This is a genomic window from Paraburkholderia tropica, from assembly GCF_014171495.1.
Taxonomy (GTDB): Bacteria; Pseudomonadota; Gammaproteobacteria; order Burkholderiales; family Burkholderiaceae; genus Paraburkholderia; species Paraburkholderia tropica.
On the sequence record NZ_CP049134.1, the window covers coordinates 391103 to 406669 of the forward strand.

General features: G+C 66.2%; 15 protein-coding genes. 9 read left to right on the top strand and 6 right to left on the bottom strand.

Annotated elements, in window-relative coordinates; translation table 11 throughout:
* Window positions 1-2: 2 nt before the first annotated feature.
* Together G5S35_RS01805 and thiL are read right to left on the bottom strand one after the other, a co-directional pair.
* Window positions 3-626: a phosphatidylglycerophosphatase A family protein gene (locus G5S35_RS01805; RefSeq protein ID WP_181440919.1), complete on the bottom strand. Its 624-nt coding sequence runs from the start codon at window positions 624-626 to the stop codon at window positions 3-5.
* Window positions 616-1629, bottom strand: coding sequence for a thiamine-phosphate kinase (gene thiL / locus G5S35_RS01810; protein WP_065065165.1), 1014 nt, complete (start codon window positions 1627-1629; stop codon window positions 616-618). Before thiL ends, G5S35_RS01805 begins: the two co-directional genes overlap by 11 nt.
* Window positions 1630-1812: 183 nt before the next feature.
* Between thiL and G5S35_RS01815 the strand changes: the two genes are divergently transcribed.
* The 3 genes from G5S35_RS01815 (at window position 1813) to G5S35_RS01825 (ending at window position 5523) form a co-directional block, all read left to right on the top strand.
* Window positions 1813-4107: an NADP-dependent malic enzyme gene (locus G5S35_RS01815; protein ID WP_065065164.1), complete on the top strand. Its 2295-nt coding sequence runs from the start codon at window positions 1813-1815 to the stop codon at window positions 4105-4107.
* 455 nt (window positions 4108-4562) lie between these two features.
* On the top strand, window positions 4563-4934 hold the full coding sequence (locus G5S35_RS01820; RefSeq protein WP_373681568.1) for a ribonuclease: 372 nt from the start codon (window positions 4563-4565) through the stop codon (window positions 4932-4934).
* 16 nt (window positions 4935-4950) lie between these two features.
* Complete coding sequence (locus G5S35_RS01825) at window positions 4951-5523, top strand: barstar family protein (protein ID WP_065065163.1); 573 nt, start codon at window positions 4951-4953, stop codon at window positions 5521-5523.
* A gap of 144 nt (window positions 5524-5667) precedes the next feature.
* On the opposite strand, the gene G5S35_RS01830 is transcribed toward G5S35_RS01825, so the two are convergent.
* The 3 genes from G5S35_RS01830 to speE all read right to left on the bottom strand — a co-directional run bounded on the left by G5S35_RS01830 (window position 5668) and on the right by speE (window position 7808).
* Window positions 5668-6408 carry a 16S rRNA (uracil(1498)-N(3))-methyltransferase gene (locus G5S35_RS01830; RefSeq protein WP_065065162.1) on the bottom strand — a complete coding sequence of 247 codons (741 nt, stop codon included), beginning with the start codon at window positions 6406-6408 and terminating at the stop codon, window positions 5668-5670.
* A gap of 19 nt (window positions 6409-6427) precedes the next feature.
* Complete coding sequence (locus G5S35_RS01835; RefSeq protein WP_065065161.1) at window positions 6428-6841, bottom strand: VOC family protein; 414 nt, start codon at window positions 6839-6841, stop codon at window positions 6428-6430.
* 103 nt (window positions 6842-6944) lie between these two features.
* Window positions 6945-7808, bottom strand: a complete 864-nt coding sequence (speE, locus tag G5S35_RS01840; protein WP_074981520.1) for a polyamine aminopropyltransferase — start codon at window positions 7806-7808, stop codon at window positions 6945-6947.
* Between the two features lie 532 nt (window positions 7809-8340).
* Between speE and tkt the strand changes: the two genes are divergently transcribed.
* Together tkt and gap are read left to right on the top strand one after the other, a co-directional pair.
* Window positions 8341-10383, top strand: a complete 2043-nt coding sequence (gene tkt / locus G5S35_RS01845) for a transketolase (protein WP_065065159.1) — start codon at window positions 8341-8343, stop codon at window positions 10381-10383.
* Window positions 10384-10526: 143 nt separating this feature from the next.
* Window positions 10527-11537: a type I glyceraldehyde-3-phosphate dehydrogenase gene (gene gap, locus G5S35_RS01850; RefSeq protein WP_065065158.1), complete on the top strand. Its 1011-nt coding sequence runs from the start codon at window positions 10527-10529 to the stop codon at window positions 11535-11537.
* A gap of 211 nt (window positions 11538-11748) precedes the next feature.
* Here gap and fur read toward each other — a convergent pair whose 3' ends face one another.
* Window positions 11749-12177: a ferric iron uptake transcriptional regulator gene (gene fur / locus G5S35_RS01855; protein WP_065065157.1), complete on the bottom strand. Its 429-nt coding sequence runs from the start codon at window positions 12175-12177 to the stop codon at window positions 11749-11751.
* A 136-nt stretch (window positions 12178-12313) separates the two neighbouring features.
* Between fur and G5S35_RS01860 the strand changes: the two genes are divergently transcribed.
* From G5S35_RS01860 to G5S35_RS01875, 4 genes are all read left to right on the top strand, one after another.
* A complete protein-coding gene (locus tag G5S35_RS01860; protein WP_183038512.1) occupies window positions 12314-13246 on the top strand; it encodes an outer membrane protein assembly factor BamE in 933 nt (310 codons plus the stop codon).
* A 191-nt stretch (window positions 13247-13437) separates the two neighbouring features.
* Window positions 13438-14235, top strand: a complete 798-nt coding sequence (dapB, locus tag G5S35_RS01865) for a 4-hydroxy-tetrahydrodipicolinate reductase (protein WP_065065155.1) — start codon at window positions 13438-13440, stop codon at window positions 14233-14235.
* A 46-nt stretch (window positions 14236-14281) separates the two neighbouring features.
* Window positions 14282-15016, top strand: coding sequence for a MotA/TolQ/ExbB proton channel family protein (locus G5S35_RS01870; protein ID WP_183038513.1), 735 nt, complete (start codon window positions 14282-14284; stop codon window positions 15014-15016).
* 24 nt (window positions 15017-15040) lie between these two features.
* The gene (locus tag G5S35_RS01875; RefSeq protein WP_065065153.1) at window positions 15041-15472 is read left to right on the top strand and encodes an ExbD/TolR family protein; all 432 of its coding nucleotides are present in this window, start codon (window positions 15041-15043) and stop codon (window positions 15470-15472) included.
* Window positions 15473-15567: the final 95 nt, after the last annotated feature.

Genomic DNA, 15567 nt, shown 5'->3' on the forward strand with positions numbered 1-15567 from the left:
AATCAGACCGACATGCGCCAGAGCGCGATCACGAGCAGCGTGAAAAAGGCGGCCACGAGGTCGTCGATCATGATGCCGAAGCCGCCTTTGAAGCGCCGGTCGAAATAGCGGATGGGCGGCGGCTTGACCATGTCGAAGAAACGGAAGATCACGAAGGCCCAGAGCTTGCCGGTGAATTCGATCGGCGTGACCATCAGCAGCACGAGCCAGAACGCGACGATTTCGTCCCAGACGATCGACGAGGGATCGTCGCTGCGCAGTTTCTTCGCCGTGAAGTCGGTGATCCAGATGCCCGCGAGAAAGCCGCCGATGATGAGCACGCCCCAGTCGAGCACGCTCAGATAGCGGTTGAGCACTTCGAACGCGGCCCACGCGAACAGTGTGCCGGCCGTCCCCGGCGCGAGCCGCGAGAGGCCCGAGCCGAAGCCGAGCGAAACGATGTGCAGCGGATGCGTGAGCATGAAAGGCGCATCGGCGCGGCGCGGGCCTTTCGGCGTGCTTGCGGTTTCGGGCCCGGGCAGCGAGGTCAGCGAGGTCAGCGATGAGGGCGGCTCCGAAGCGCCGCCGGGCGCATCGGCATGCGTCGCACCGTTGCCGGCGGGCGAGGGCGTGGAGTCAGTCTGCATGGAAGTGATCGAAGCCTTGCAACGTCAGGTTGAGCGGCGCGCCGGCGGCGTCGTGCCAGGCGATCGCGGGCCGCGCGTCCTGATTCGCGCCGATCCCGCCTTGAGGCGAAGTTATTGTACCGATGCGCGTCACGCGCACACCGGCCTGTTGCGCCGCCGCCTCGACATCGTCACGCCGGGCTTGCGCGGCGGTGAAACACAGTTCGTAGTCGTCGCCGCCCGCGAGCGCGCATTGCACCTGAAGCTCGCGCGGCAGACGCGCGAGCGCGGGCGAGACCGGCAGCGCGTCCACGTTGATGGCGGCGCCCACCCGCGAGCGTTCGAGGATGTGCCGCAGATCGCCGGCCAGCCCGTCCGACACGTCGAGCGCCGCGCGCGCCACGCCCGCGAGCGCGAGACCGAGCGCCACGCGCGGCTGCGGATATTCGAGCGCGCGCCGGAAATACGCGGCGTCGGCGGCGTCGACGGGCATTTGCGGCCAGTCGTTGCGCAACACCGCGAGCCCCGCGCGCGCGTCGCCGGGCGTGCCCGAGATCCAGACGTCGTCGCCCGGCTGGGCGGTGTCGCGCCGAAGTGCGACATCCTGCCGCACCGAGCCGAACACGGTGATGCAGAGATTGAGCGGCCCGGCCGTGGTGTCGCCGCCGACCAGCTCGCAGTCGTGCAGATCGGCCAGCTCGAAGAGGCCCGCGCTGAAGGCGGCGAGCCAGTCCTCGCGCGGTTTGGGCAGCGCGAACGCGAGCGTGAAGCCGAGCGGCTTCGCGCCCATCGCCGCGAGGTCGGAGAGATTGACGGCGAGCGTCTTGTGGCCGAGCGCGTGGGGATCGACGTCGGGCAGGAAGTGGCGGCCTTCGACCAGCATGTCGGTCGAGACGGCCAGCATTTCGCCTGGCGCGGGCGCGATCAGCGCGCAATCGTCGCCAATGCCGAGCGCGGCGCGGCGTGTGTGTTCTCGTGCGCGCCGCGCGAAATAATGGTCGATCAGGGTGAACTCGGAAAGCATGACGAAAGGTGTATGACGAATGAATGGCGAGCCCGCTGAGCGGGCCGCCGGCGCGGCTTTGTCTCCATGGCGGTCGCGGCAGCTGCGCCTGAACTGAAAGGAATCCTGCTGGGGAATGGCGCTACAATCGGGCACATTCGCGTTCGAACTGTCATTCTAATCCGCACTCACGCCCTGCCTCCCATGTCGAATTCCGCCACGAACAAGCTTCGCGAAGCCGCCCTCGACTATCACGAGTTTCCCACCCCCGGGAAGATCGCGATCGCGCCGACCAAGCAAATGATCAACCAGCGCGACCTCTCGCTCGCGTACTCGCCGGGCGTTGCGTTCGCGTGCGAGGCGATCGTCGAGAATCCGCTGAACGCCGCGCGCTTTACGGCGCGCAGCAATCTCGTCGGCGTCGTGTCGAACGGCACGGCCGTGCTGGGCCTCGGCAACATCGGGCCGCTCGCCTCGAAGCCCGTGATGGAAGGCAAGGCGGTGCTGTTCAAGAAGTTCGCGGGCATCGACGTATTCGACATCGAGCTGAACGAGTCGGACCCGCACAAGCTCGTGGACGTGATCGCCGCGCTCGAACCCACTTTCGGCGGCATCAATCTGGAAGACATCAAGGCGCCGGAATGCTTCATCGTCGAGCGCGAAGCGCGCAAGCGCATGAAGATTCCGGTCTTCCACGACGACCAGCACGGCACGGCCATCGTGGTGGCGGCGGCGTTCACCAACGGCCTGAAGGTCGTCGGCAAGGACATCAAGCAGGTCAAGCTCGTGGCCTCGGGTGCGGGCGCGGCAGCGCTGGCGTGTCTGGATCTGCTGGTCGACCTCGGCCTGCCGCTCGAAAACATTTTCGTGACCGACCTCGCGGGTGTGGTCTACAAGGGCCGCACCGAGCTGATGGACCCGGACAAGGAGCGTTTCGCCCGTGAAACCGAGGCGCGCACGCTCGCCGAGGTGATCGAAGGCGCCGACATTTTCCTCGGCCTCTCCGCGGGCGGCGTGCTCAAGCAGGACATGGTCAAGCAGATGGCCGCGAAGCCGCTGATTCTCGCGCTCGCGAACCCCACGCCTGAAATCCTGCCGGAACTGGCGCTGGAAGTGCGCCCGGACGCCGTGCTCGCCACGGGCCGCACGGATTATCCGAATCAGGTGAACAACGTCCTGTGCTTCCCGTTCATTTTCCGCGGCGCGCTCGACGTGGGCGCGACCACGATCACGCGCGAGATGGAAATCGCCGCCGTGAACGCCATCGCGGAACTGGCGCGCCAGGAGCAGAGCGACGTCGTGGCCACGGCCTACGGCATTCAGGATCTGCAGTTCGGCCCCGAATACCTGATTCCGAAGCCCTTCGACCCGCGCCTGATCGTGAAGATCGCGCCGGCGGTCGCCCAGGCGGCGATGGACGCAGGCGTCGCCACGCGTCCGATCGAGGACATGGACGCCTACGAACAGCACCTCCAGCAGTTCGTCTACCACAGCGGCACGACCATGAAGCCGATCTTCCAGCTCGCGCGCGCCGTGGAGCCGGAGAAGAAGCGCATCGTGTTCGCCGAGGGCGAAGAGGAGCGCATCCTGCGCGCGGTGCAGATCGTGGTCGACGAAAAGCTCGCGAAGCCCATCCTGATCGGCCGCCCGGCGGTGATCGAGCAGCGCATGGCGCGCTACGGGCTGCGTCTGGTCGCGGGTCAGGACTACACGGTCGTCAATACCGATCACGACGAGCGCTATCGCGACTTCTGGCAGACCTACGCGAAGCTGATGGCGCGCAAGGGCATCACGCCGCAAATGGCCAAGCTCGAAATGCGCCGCCGCACCACGCTGATCGGCGCGATGCTGGTGGAAAAGGGCGAAGCCGACGGCATGATCTGCGGCACGGTCAGCACGACGCACCGCCACCTGCACTTCATCGACCAGGTGATCGGCAAGAAGACGGGCTGCAACGTGTTCGCCGCCATGAACGCGCTGGTGCTGCCGAACCGCCAGATTTTCATCGTCGACACGCACGTGAACGTCGATCCCACGCCCGAGCAGCTCGCCGAAATCACGATCATGGCGGCGGAAGAAGTGCGCCGCTTCGGCATCGAGCCGAAGATCGCGCTGTGCTCGCATTCGAACTTCGGTTCGAGCAACGCGCCTTCCGCGCAGAAAATGCGCGACCTGCTGGAAATTCTCCAGGAGCGCGCGCCCGATCTGCAGGTTGACGGCGAAATGCACGGCGACGTCGCGCTCGACGCGAATCTGCGCCAGGAAATCCTGCCGGAGTCGACGCTCGAAGGCGAGGCGAACCTGCTGATCATGCCGAACATCGATGCGGCCAACATCTCGTACAACCTGCTGAAGACGGCGGCCGGCAACAACATCGCCATCGGGCCGATCCTGCTGGGCGCGGCCAAGCCGGTGCACGTGCTGACGGCGTCGGCCACGGTGCGCCGCATCGTCAACATGACGGCGCTGCTGGTCGCGGATGTGAACGCGGCGCGTTAAGTTTTGCGCGGCGTGTCACGCGCGATGTCACGCGAAGTGTCACGATAGGACCACGGATTGGCCGCCTCGGCGGCAGTCCCGAAACGGCGCGTCCGGGCTTCCGGCGCGCCGTTTTTTTGCACTTTTCAGTGTTGTAATAATTACCGGTTTGCCGCTTGTGCGGGGTCAACGGTGTGGTATCGGCGCCTGGCTGCGATTGCTTCCAGGTCCCATTAGCGATACCCTTACATCTTTCATGGTCGTCGAACGCGTAATCCCCAAGATAAAACTTGGGGCGGAAATCCATAAATGGTGCGCAGATGGCATGCATAGGACTGCCTGACGAAAATCGCGCGCAAGATGGCGTCGCATCGACCAGTCAGGTTCGAGTAAATCCTTGTTCCCCAAGAGCATTTCGCGGTCGCGCCGGCGGCGCTGCCGGTCGGCTTGGGCGCGCGGTTTCGGGCTTTTTTCTGGTGGCGGCGCTGGCGTTCGCGCAAGGCGCGGCGGCGCGCGGTTCGTCGTGGGAGCAATCCGGCGGCAACGCGGCCGACGTGCCGGTCGGAACCGTCAACGTGGGCGAGTTGCCGCGCGAGGCGGTTGCCACGCTGGGTCTGATCGGCGAGGGCGGGCCTTATCCGTACGAGAAGGACGGTGTCGTGTTCGGCAATTTCGAGCGGCAGTTGCCGCATCACCGGCGCGGCTTCTATCACGAGTACACCGTCCCCACGCCGCATGCGCGCAATCGCGGCGCACGGCGCATCGTCTGCGGCGGGCCGCTCAGGCATACCGACAACTGCTATTACTCCGACGACCACTACGCCAGTTTTAAGCGAATTGTTGAATGACACCGGGAAGAGCGGCATGAGCGATAACACTTACGCACACGACCCGCGGGTCGCGAGCGATCTGTTCGCGTCCGGCGAGGGCAACCTGTTCCAGCGCGTCATGCAGATGAAGCAGGACGATCAGCAACGCGAGGATCAGCAGCACGGCAGCGTGCACACGGACGAGGCGCATTCATCGAACGAGGCGGCCATGAGCCTGTTTTCGACCGTCAGGCCGAACATCGTCCAGTCGATCCGCGCGTTCCGCGTGCAGGATCTCGCCGACGAGGCGGAGCGTCTGAAACAGCATTTCCTGTATGCGTTCTGCGCCAATGCGCTGACCAAGCAGGAAGTGCTGGAGACCATCGCCACGTCGTTTCTGTTTCCGAAGCATTTCGGCAAGAACTACGACGGCCTGTACGACTGCCTGACCGATCTGGTGCAGAAAGCCGGCGAGCAGCCGGGCTTCGTGGTCGTGCTCGACGGTCTGCCGATCGCGCAGAAGTTCGACAAGGACGGCCGCGAGACGCTGCTCGACGTGTTCCGCGAGGCATCCGAATATTGGGCCGAGCGCGGCGTGCCGTTCCGGGTCTTTTATTCGTTCGCCTGAACGGACCGGTTTGGCGCGGTCGCCGCGCATCCATCGTCGCATTCGCGCGACACAAACGCACAGGCCCGCCTTTCGGCGGGCCTTGTCATTTTTACGTGCTCGATCGCCCGTTCAGGCGACGTCTGCGTTATCTGCGCAAGCGGATTACCAGCCGCCCCAGCGCGCCGCAAGCGCCGCGAGCACGGCGATCCCCGCCGTTTCCGTGCGCAGGATGCGCGGCCCGAGGCCGACGGCGATAAAGCCGTGATCGAGCGCGGCGGCTTCTTCCGGCGACGAAAACCCACCTTCCGGCCCCACCAGTACGGTCACTTCGCCGTGCGGCGGCGTGCCCGGCAAGGTGGCAAACGAGACATTCGCGCGCGGCGAAAGCAGCACGCGCAACTCGCCTTCGGCAGGCGTTTTCGACAGCGAGCCGAGCCAGGTGCCCATCTCGCGCGTGGGCGCGACTTCCGGCATGCGGTTGCGCCCGCATTGTTCGCACGACGCCTGCACGATGCGCTGCCAGTGCGCCTGGCGGCGCACGGCGCGATCGCCCGAGAGGCGCACGACGCTGCGCGAGGTGGTGAGCGGCACGAAATTCGTCGCGCCCAGTTCGACCGCCTTTTCGATCAGCCAGTCCATTTTGTCGCTGCCGGCGATGCCTTGCGCGAGCGTGAGCCGGTAGGGCGGCTCGGTTTCGATGTCGCGATACGGGCCGACGCGCACTTGCACCTCGCGCCGCTCCATTTCGACGATTTCGGCGCTGAACTCGCCGCCCATGCCGTTGAACAGCACGACCGTGTCGCCGGGTTGCAGACGCAGCACCTGAACGTGTCGCGTGACTTCGTCGGGGAGGGTAAAGACGTCGCCGGATTCCAGGGAATTGCCGACGAAAAAGCGGGGCATAAGACAGGTTCTCATTGCTTCATGACAAATGGCGGGCAAGCGCCCAGCGGTAACCGTCGAGGTCCTCGACCTGGGCGAAACGGTCGCCCCAGAACTGGTCTTGTGGTTCGCTCAACGATTTGGCGCCGGCTGCGAGCGAGCGCGCATACACCGCGTCGACGTCGTCGACATACAGATAAAAGGATTGGGGAGCGATGGTGTTCGAGCTTTTGGGCGTGTGCGCCGTCGAGCCGAACGCGCCTTCGGGCGCAAACATCACGATCAGCTGATCGTGATAGGTCATTTCCACGTGCATGACCGCGCCGTCGTCCTCGACACTGTCGCGTACCGCAAAGCCGAATGCCGCCACGAAAAAGGCGATCGCGGCGCGCGCATCGCGCACCGTCAGATACGGCGTCAGCCACGGCACACCGGCGGGGCGGGGTGGGGTCATCGAGTCTCTCCAGATTCGGTTCGGGCAAGGACCTGGGTGGGCGGATTTCGGCGGGTACGCAAAAAAGTGTAAGGAACCCAGCGATTCTCCAACGTCACACCTGCTAAAGCTGTAGGAATTGGCCTAGTTTATCGCGCGCCATCCGGGGTGCGACCAGGAGTGCCCCGTGGATCTGCGCGTCGTAGAAGCGCAGTTCCTCGATCTGGCGCGCGGCGAGGCGCGTTTCGATCGCGGCGGCGTCCATCGTCATCGGATCGAGACGGTCGCTTGCCACCGCCATCAGCCAGAACGCGCCGTAAAGCGGCACGTAGGCGCCGAGCGGGCGCACCCGCGCGAACGCGCCACGCAATCCGGCCAGCAGCGCGCCGATGCGCGCGGCGTGATGATACGGCGCGCCCAGATGCAAGGAAACCAGCGCATCGTCGTTCATCACGCGTTTGAGCGCGGCGTAGAACGCGGCAGTGTACAGGCCCGCGGCGGGCGAGTCGGGCGGCGTCAGATCGAACACGACCAGATCGAACCGTTCTTCGGCGCGCGCGACGAAGTCGGCGGCGTCGCCGATCACCAGTTCCACGCGCGGGTCGTCGAAGGCGCCGCCGCGCACGTCCGGCAGATAGTCGCCGGTCAGCCGCACGACGTCCGGATCGAGTTCGGCCACCACGATGCGCTCGATGTCCGGATGACGCAGCAACTGGCGCGCCGCGCCGCCGTCGCCGCCGCCCAGCACGAGCGCCGCGCGCGGCGCGGGATGCGTGAGCGCGGCCACGTGCGTCATGCACTCGTGATAGATGAATTCGTCGCCGGCCGAGGTCATCGGGCGGCCGTCCAGCGTGAACAGGCAGCCGAGCTGCGGCGTGTCCCAGACCTCGATGTGCTGCCAGACCGAATCGGCGGCGGCGAGCAGGCGCGCGCCGGGGAAGCCGTATTCGGCGTCGGCGGCGGGGCGGAAGACGAGCGGAGCGGTCACGGCGGAGTCGAGGCGATCGGTGCGGATTCGTTTCTAAAAGCGATGCGACCCTATGGAGAGCAGGGCGAGCGTGGTGCACTGGCCGAACCCGGCAGGCAGGCGCGAATCAGGGCGACATCGGCATCTGTCGCAATTATAAAGGCGGCTGGCGTGCGGCCCGCCGCCGCGTGCTGGGCGCCGCCGTGTGCCGGCAGGCGAGGCCGAGCTGCCGCCGAGTTGCCGCCGATTGCCGCGCCGCAACGTCGCCGCGTCATAGCGCAACGTCGATCGCGTCATAACAGGGTCCAATCGCCGCGTGCCAGAGTTTGATCCTGCTCCTGCCGATCCGGGAAAATCCCCATGATCTGCTAGAATGTCCGCCTTTGCAGCCCTGTCCGTTTGCTCTGGCCGTTTGCGTCTACCTGGCGCCGCATCGCGCGCCGGAGCGGGCGTTTGCCGAGCTTCCGGAAGTCTCGCTGCTGTGCGCGATCCGCAAACCGTTTCATCGTTTGCCCGCCCACGCCGCTTTTTGCACTCGATCCCCGGACTCGACATGACGACCTCGTCCTCCGCCTCCCCCGCTACCACCTCGTTGATGGCCAACGCGATCCGCGCGCTGTCCATGGACGCCGTTCAGCAAGCGAATTCCGGCCACCCCGGCATGCCCATGGGCATGGCCGAGATCGCCGTCGCGCTGTGGGCGCGCCATCTGCGCCACAACCCGACGAACCCGCACTGGAACGACCGCGACCGCTTCGTGCTGTCGAACGGCCACGGCTCCATGCTGCTGTACTCGTTGCTGCATCTGACCGGCTACGATCTGCCGATCGAAGAGCTGAAGAACTTCCGCCAGATGCACTCGAAGACGCCGGGTCACCCGGAATTCGGCATCACGCCGGGCGTCGAAACCACGACCGGCCCGCTCGGCCAGGGTCTGGCGAACGCGGTCGGCATGGCGCTGGCCGAAGCGCTGCTCGCTGCCGAGTTCAACAAGGCCGACGCGAAGATCGTCGACCACCACACCTATGTGTTCCTCGGCGACGGCTGCCTGATGGAAGGCATCTCGCACGAAGCCTGCTCGCTCGCCGGCACGCTCAAGCTGAACAAGCTGATCGCGCTGTACGACGACAACGGCATCTCGATCGACGGCCACGTCGAGCACTGGTTCCACGACGACACCCCGAAGCGTTTCGAAGCCTACGGCTGGAACGTGATCGCGGACGTGAACGGTCATGACGTCGACGCCGTCGACGCGGCCATCGCCAAGGCGAAGGCATCGGACAAGCCCACGCTGATCTGCTGCAAGACGCAGATCGGTCACGGCGCGCCGACCAAGGCCGGCGGTCACGACGTGCACGGCGCGCCGCTCGGCGCCGAAGAAATCGCCAAGTGGCGCGAAGCGGCGGGCTGGAAGTGGGAGCCCTTCGTCGTGCCGCAGGAAGTCTACGCAGACTGGGATTCGAAGGCCACGGGCGCGAAGCTCGAAGGCGAATGGAACGAATCGTTCGGCGCGTACAAGTCGAAATATCCGCAGGAAGCCGCTGAATTCGAGCGCCGCATGGCCGGCAAGCTGCCCGCCGACTGGGCGCAGAAGGCTGCCGCGATCGTCGCGGGCGCGGACTCGCGCAAGGAAACCGTCGCGACCCGCAAGGCGTCGCAGCAAGCCATCGAAGGTCTCGCCGCAGCGCTGCCCGAACTGCTCGGCGGCTCGGCCGACCTGACCGGCTCGAACCTCACGAACTGGAAGGCTTCGAAGCCCGTGCGCGCCGCCAAGGCAGGCGAAGCCGGCATCGAGTGGGGCAACCACGTCAACTATGGCGTGCGTGAGTTCGGCATGAGCGCCGCGCTCAACGGCATCGTGCTGCACGGCGGCTACAAGGCTTTCGGCGGCACCTTCCTGACGTTCTCGGACTACAGCCGCAACGCGCTGCGCGTCGCCGCGCTGATGAAGTGCCCGTCGATCTTCGTGTTCACGCACGACTCGATCGGCCTCGGCGAAGACGGCCCGACGCACCAGTCGATCGAACAGGTCCCGAGCCTGCGCCTGATCCCGAACATGACGCTCTGGCGTCCGGCCGACACGGTGGAAACGGCCGTGGCCTGGACCGAGTCGATTGCGCATCAAGGCCCGTCGTCGCTGATCTTCAGCCGTCAGAACCTGCAGTTCAACGAACGCACCGACGCGCAGATCGCCAACATCGCCAAGGGCGGTTACGTGCTGAAGGACTGGAACGACGACATCCCGAGCCGCAAGATCATCCTGATCGCCACGGGTTCGGAAGTCGAACTGGCGATGAAGGCCGTCGAAGCGCTGCAGCGCGAAGGCATCGGCGCCCGCGTCGTGTCCATGCCGTCGACCAACGTGTTCGACCGTCAGGACGCCGAGTACAAGGAGCGCGTGCTGCCCAAGGGCGTGCGCCGCGTCGCGATCGAAGCCGCGCAGACCGACTTCTGGCGCAAGTACGTCGGCCTCGAAGGCGGGGTGGTCGGGATCGACACCTTCGGCGAATCGGCCCCGGCTGGCGTGCTGTTCAAGCACTTCGGCTTCACGGTCGAGAACGTCGTCGCGACGGCCAAGGCCGCGCTGGACAACTAAGCATGCTTCACACGGGCTCGCCGCCTACCAGACGGCGGGCCCGTTTGCCGTGTGCGCCCCGCAGCGTCGCGCTCGCACGCGACGGCGAACGGAGCGGCCGCACGGCGTCCGTCTCAGAATTTTTAACCATCAGGAGATGAACCATGACGATTCGCGTCGCTATCAACGGCTATGGCCGTATCGGCCGTAACACGCTTCGCGCGTTCTACGAGAACGGCAAGAAGCACGACATCCAGATCGTGGCGATCAACGACCTGGGTGACGCGAAGACCAACGCGCATCTGACGCAATACGACACGGCTCACGGCAAGTTCCCGGGCGAAGTCAGCGTCGACGGCGACTACCTCGTCGTCAACGGCGACCGTATCCGCGTGCTGGCCAACCGCAACCCGGCAGAACTGCCGTGGGGCGAGCTGGGCGTCGACATCGTGTTCGAATGCACGGGCTTCTTCACGACCAAGGAAAAGGCGAGCGCCCACCTGAAGGGCGGCGCAAAGAAGGTCATCATCTCGGCGCCGGGCGGTAAGGACGTCGACGCGACCATCGTCTACGGCGTGAACCACAACGTGCTGAAGGCTTCGGACACGGTCATCTCGAACGCATCGTGCACGACGAACTGCCTCGCGCCGCTCGTCAAGCCGCTGAACGACAAGATCGGCCTCGAAACCGGTCTGATGACGACGATCCACGCCTACACGAACGACCAGGTTCTGACGGACGTGTACCACGAAGACCTGCGCCGCGCGCGCTCGGCCACGCACAGCCAGATCCCGGCGAAGACGGGCGCGGCATCGGCTGTCGGCCTCGTGCTGCCGGAACTGAACGGCAAGCTGGACGGTTACGCGATCCGCGTCCCGACCATCAACGTGTCGATCGTCGACCTGTCGTTCATCGCCAAGCGCGACACGACCGTCGAAGAAGTCAACGCGATCATGAAGGAAGCCTCGGAAGGCGCGCTCAAGGGCATCCTGGGCTACAACACCGCACCGCTGGTGTCGATCGACTTCAACCACAACCCGGCATCGTCGACGTTCGACTCGACGCTCACGAAGGTCTCGGGCCGCCTGGTCAAGGTGTCGAGCTGGTACGACAACGAGTGGGGCTTCTCGAACCGCATGCTGGACACGGCAGTGGCGCTCGCGAACGCGAAGTAAGTACGCTCGCTGGACAAAAAGCCGCCCCTCGGGGCGGTTTTTTTACGCCGTCGCGTGGCGTGCGCGCCACGCAAATCTGGCTAATGATTGCCGCGACCGCGCAAAACATTACCGGATAAAACAAAAACGCCACGGCGAAGCGTGGCGTTTTTCCGCGATAAGCGGTGCATGAGCGGTATGCCGGGCGGGCCCGGGCATACCGTAAGCACGCTCAATGCTTGCGGTGCGGGCAGTTTTCCTTCGTGCACGCGCCGTAAAGCGCAAGCGCGTGCTCCTGCAGCTTGAAGCCGCGCTCGTTGGCGATCATCTGCTGGCGTTTCTCGATTTCGGGGTCGAAGAATTCCTCGACGATGCCGCAATCGAGGCACACCAGGTGGTCGTGGTGGCTGCCTTCGTTGAGTTCGAAGACGGCTTTGCCCGACTCGAAGTTGCTGCGCGTGAGCAGGCCTGCCTGCTCGAACTGCGTGAGCACGCGGTAGACCGTGGCGAGGCCGATGTCGAGCTCCTCGTTCAGCAGGTTGCGGTACACGTCTTCCGCCGTCAGGTGGCGTACCGGGCTGTGCTGAAAAATCTCCAGGATCTTGAGGCGCGGCAGCGTCGCCTTCAGACCGATGTTCTTGAGATCGGTTGGATTGGTCATGACGATAAGTCCCTGGAGTACAATGCTAGGTTCTTATGTTAATGCGTTTTTGCCGTTCCGGGCATTTTCGGCAGAACTTCGAACGAACTTCTACAGAATACGCGCGGCTTCGCGACAAGCCCGCACGGTGAGGGAAATGATTCCAGAATTCACAACGATCGGCCGCCGTCTGAGCGGCAGCCGCGTGGCGTGCACCCTGCTGGCCGCTGCCGCGTTCGCAACCCTCGGGGGCTGCAAGACCTATGACGGCGTGACGCAGCGCATCGCGCAGAGCATTACGCCGTACCGCATCACCATCGTGCAAGGCAACTTCGTTTCGAGCGAAATGGCCGCCCAGATGCATGTGGGCATGTCGCGCGCCGAGGTCAAGCAACTGCTTGGCACGCCGCTGCTCACCGACATGTTCCACGCGAACCGCTGGGACTACGTCTTCTACTTCAAGCGCGGCTCGACCGCAGTCGTCCAGCAGCGCGATTTCGTCGTGATGTTCGAGGGCGACCGCGTGGCCAGCTGGTCGGGCGGCGAAGATCTGCCGTCGAATCTGGAACTGCTCGCCGAAATCGACGGCGACAAATCGGGCAAGAAGGCCAAGGCCGCTGCGGCTGCCGCTGCTTCTGGCGCGTCGGGCGCCACGGCTGCGTCGCTGGCGCCGGCTGCCGGCAGCCCGGGCGCGTCGGCGCCGGCTGTCACCGACACGGCGCGCACGCCGTCGTCGGAACTCGGCACCGCCACCTCGCAACTGCCGCAGGACGCCAACGCGCAGGCCGCCGCCGCCGCGAACCGCGCCACGGAAGCGGTGCAAACGCCGGCCGGCGTGACGCCGTCGGTGCGCGCGGGTACGCCCACGTCGGCGGCGCTGCCGCCGAACGTCGGCACGATGCCCTCGCAGGTCCAGCTGCGCCGTCAGCCGCCGCCGCAGATCCAGGGCGTGCCGCCGTCGAATCCGGTCGGTCCGACCGCGGGCGCACAAGGCACCGGCGACACGAATCCGCCGCCGCCGTCGCAAAACGCGCCGCTGACCGCGCCGCCCACCGTGCCCGCCTCGGGCGCCGCGGCCACGGGCAACTGATCGCGCGGTCCGACGGCGCAGCGCGTCGCGCAGTCCGCCGCGCGGTGCGTCGTATCGGACAATTCGTACGGGCGTAGCGCCTCGCGCTGCGCCTCTCCTCGGCGGCTTCGGCCGCCGCGTTTTTTGGTGGTGGCCGCGCGCGGTGTGTCCCGTGCGCGGACTCGGCCAGTTTCACGTTTGCAGGGACCGTCATGAAAATCGCAATCGCCGGCGCATCGGGCCGCATGGGCCGCATGCTCATCGAAGCCGTTCTCAACTCGCCTGACTGCACGCTCTCGGGCGCGCTCGTCCGCACCGGCTCGGCCGCTCTCGGCCAGGACGCGGGTGCGTTCCTCGGCAAGCAAACCGGCGTGCAGATCACCGATGACATCGAACAGGTCTTCTCGCAGAGCGACTGTCTGATCGACTTCACGCGCCCCGAAGGCACGCTCGTGCACCTCGAAGCCGCGCAGCGCCACGGCGTGAAGATGGTGATCGGCACGACCGGCTTCGACGCGCAGCAGAAGGCGCAGCTCGGCGCCGCCGCGCAGAAGGTCGGCGTGGTGTTCGCCGCGAACATGAGCGTGGGCGTGAACGTCACGCTCAAGCTGCTCGAATACGCTGCGCAGTTCTTCGACAAGGGCTACGACATCGAGATCATCGAGGCGCACCATCGCCACAAGGTCGACGCGCCCTCGGGCACCGCCCTTGCGATGGGCGAGGCCGTGGCGCACGCGCTCGGCCGCAACCTCGACGACTGCGCCGTGTATGGCCGCAATGGCGTGACCGGCGAGCGCGATCCGTCGACCATCGGGTTTTCGGCGATTCGCGGCGGCGACATCGTCGGCGACCATACGGTGCTGTTCGCGGGCATCGGCGAGCGCATCGAGATCACGCACAAGTCGTCGAGCCGCCTGTCGTACGCGCAAGGCAGCGTGCGCGCCGCGCTGTTTCTGCAGGACAAGGCGAGCGGCCTGTACGATATGCAGGACGTGCTCGGCCTGCGCTGAGCGAACCTGACACCAACGCGGCAGTTCCGCCGCGAGACGAGGGCCGATGGCAGCGAGTTCCGGAGTCATCCACTATCTGCAGACGAGCGACGCCGTCACCCACGCGGTCGCGTGGGTGCTGCTGGCCATGTCGATCGCGAGCTGGTGTTTTCTGATCGTCAAAAGCTGGATGCTGGTGCGCGCGAAGCGCCAGGGGCCGCGCGCCGTGGCCCGCTTCTGGCAGGCGCATTCGCTCGGCGAGGGCGTGAGCGCGATGCGTGCGGTCGACCGCGAGCGCGTGTTTTTGCCGCTCGCGCAAGCGACGCTCGCAGTCGTCGAATCCGACGCGCCCGGCGCCTTGCTGGCCCGCGTGGATCGCGGCGAGCGTGTGCTGCGCGCGCTGCGCGGCGCGCTTCAGGGCTCGCAACGGCGGCTGGAGTTCGGTCAGGTGCTGCTGGCTTCGGTGGGCAGCACGGCGCCGTTCGTCGGCCTGCTCGGCACCGTCTGGGGCATCTATCACGCGCTCGGCAGCATTGCCGCGAGCGGCCAGGCGATGATCGAAAACGTGGCCGGCCCGGTGGGCGAGGCGCTCATCATGACGGCCTTCGGCCTCGTCGTGGCGATTCCCGCGGTGCTCGCCTATAACGTGCTCGGCCGCCTCGTGCGCCAGATCTCCGACGATCTCGACGGCTTCGCGCACGATCTGCATGCTTACGCCTGCGCGCCGGACGACGGCGCCGCAGCGCGCGATCTCCCGCTGGCCGCGCGTAGCGAAGGCGTCACGCGCGCCGGGGCGCTTTGAAGCGCCGCTGACACGGAGGCACGCATGGCATTCGGCGGACTCGAAAAGAAGCGCGATTCGGCACCGATGGCCGAGATCAACATGACGCCGCTCATCGACGTCATGCTCGTGCTGCTCGTCATCTTCATCATCACCGCGCCGCTGTTCACGCACGCGATCCGGCTCGACCTGCCGCAGGTGGCCGCCGAGGCCGCGCGGCAGACGCCGCAGACCGTCACGCTGTCCATCGACGGCGCGGGCAAGCTCTACTGGAACGCCGCGCCCATTTCACTCGACGAGCTGCGCCAGCGTTTCGCCGACGCGGGCAAGGCGCCCGAGGCGCAGCAGCCCGACCTGCAGCTACGCGCCGCGCGCGACACGCGCTACGACATCATCGCCCAGGTGATGGGCGCGGCGCAGGCCGCGGGCCTCGCGCGCATCGGTTTCGTGACCGATCCGGCGCCCGCGCAGCATTGATCGTCGCGCGCCGCGGGCACGCCGCGCCCGGCGCCGGCGCGCTCATGTCAAACCGGGCGGAAAGCCCGGCTCAGTCAACGGTATAATCAGCGTTT

Bases quoted from the DNA above. Each gene is read 5' to 3' on its own strand.
- G5S35_RS01860 (WP_183038512.1), top strand. From the start codon at position 12,314: ATGATTCCAGAATTCACAACGATCGGCCGCCGTCTGAGCGGCAGCCGC.
- gap (WP_065065158.1), top strand. From the start codon at position 10,527: ATGACGATTCGCGTCGCTATCAACGGCTATGGCCGTATCGGCCGTAAC.
- G5S35_RS01815 (WP_065065164.1), top strand. From the start codon at position 1,813: ATGTCGAATTCCGCCACGAACAAGCTTCGCGAAGCCGCCCTCGACTAT.
- G5S35_RS01830 (WP_065065162.1), bottom strand. From the start codon at position 6,408: ATGCCCCGCTTTTTCGTCGGCAATTCCCTGGAATCCGGCGACGTCTTT.
- dapB (WP_065065155.1), top strand. From the start codon at position 13,438: ATGAAAATCGCAATCGCCGGCGCATCGGGCCGCATGGGCCGCATGCTC.
- G5S35_RS01805 (WP_181440919.1), bottom strand. From the start codon at position 626: ATGCAGACTGACTCCACGCCCTCGCCCGCCGGCAACGGTGCGACGCAT.
- fur (WP_065065157.1), bottom strand. From the start codon at position 12,177: ATGACCAATCCAACCGATCTCAAGAACATCGGTCTGAAGGCGACGCTG.
- G5S35_RS01825 (WP_065065163.1), top strand. From the start codon at position 4,951: ATGAGCGATAACACTTACGCACACGACCCGCGGGTCGCGAGCGATCTG.
- G5S35_RS01835 (WP_065065161.1), bottom strand. From the start codon at position 6,841: ATGACCCCACCCCGCCCCGCCGGTGTGCCGTGGCTGACGCCGTATCTG.
- thiL (WP_065065165.1), bottom strand. From the start codon at position 1,629: ATGCTTTCCGAGTTCACCCTGATCGACCATTATTTCGCGCGGCGCGCA.
- G5S35_RS01870 (WP_183038513.1), top strand. From the start codon at position 14,282: ATGGCAGCGAGTTCCGGAGTCATCCACTATCTGCAGACGAGCGACGCC.
- G5S35_RS01875 (WP_065065153.1), top strand. From the start codon at position 15,041: ATGGCATTCGGCGGACTCGAAAAGAAGCGCGATTCGGCACCGATGGCC.
- tkt (WP_065065159.1), top strand. From the start codon at position 8,341: ATGACGACCTCGTCCTCCGCCTCCCCCGCTACCACCTCGTTGATGGCC.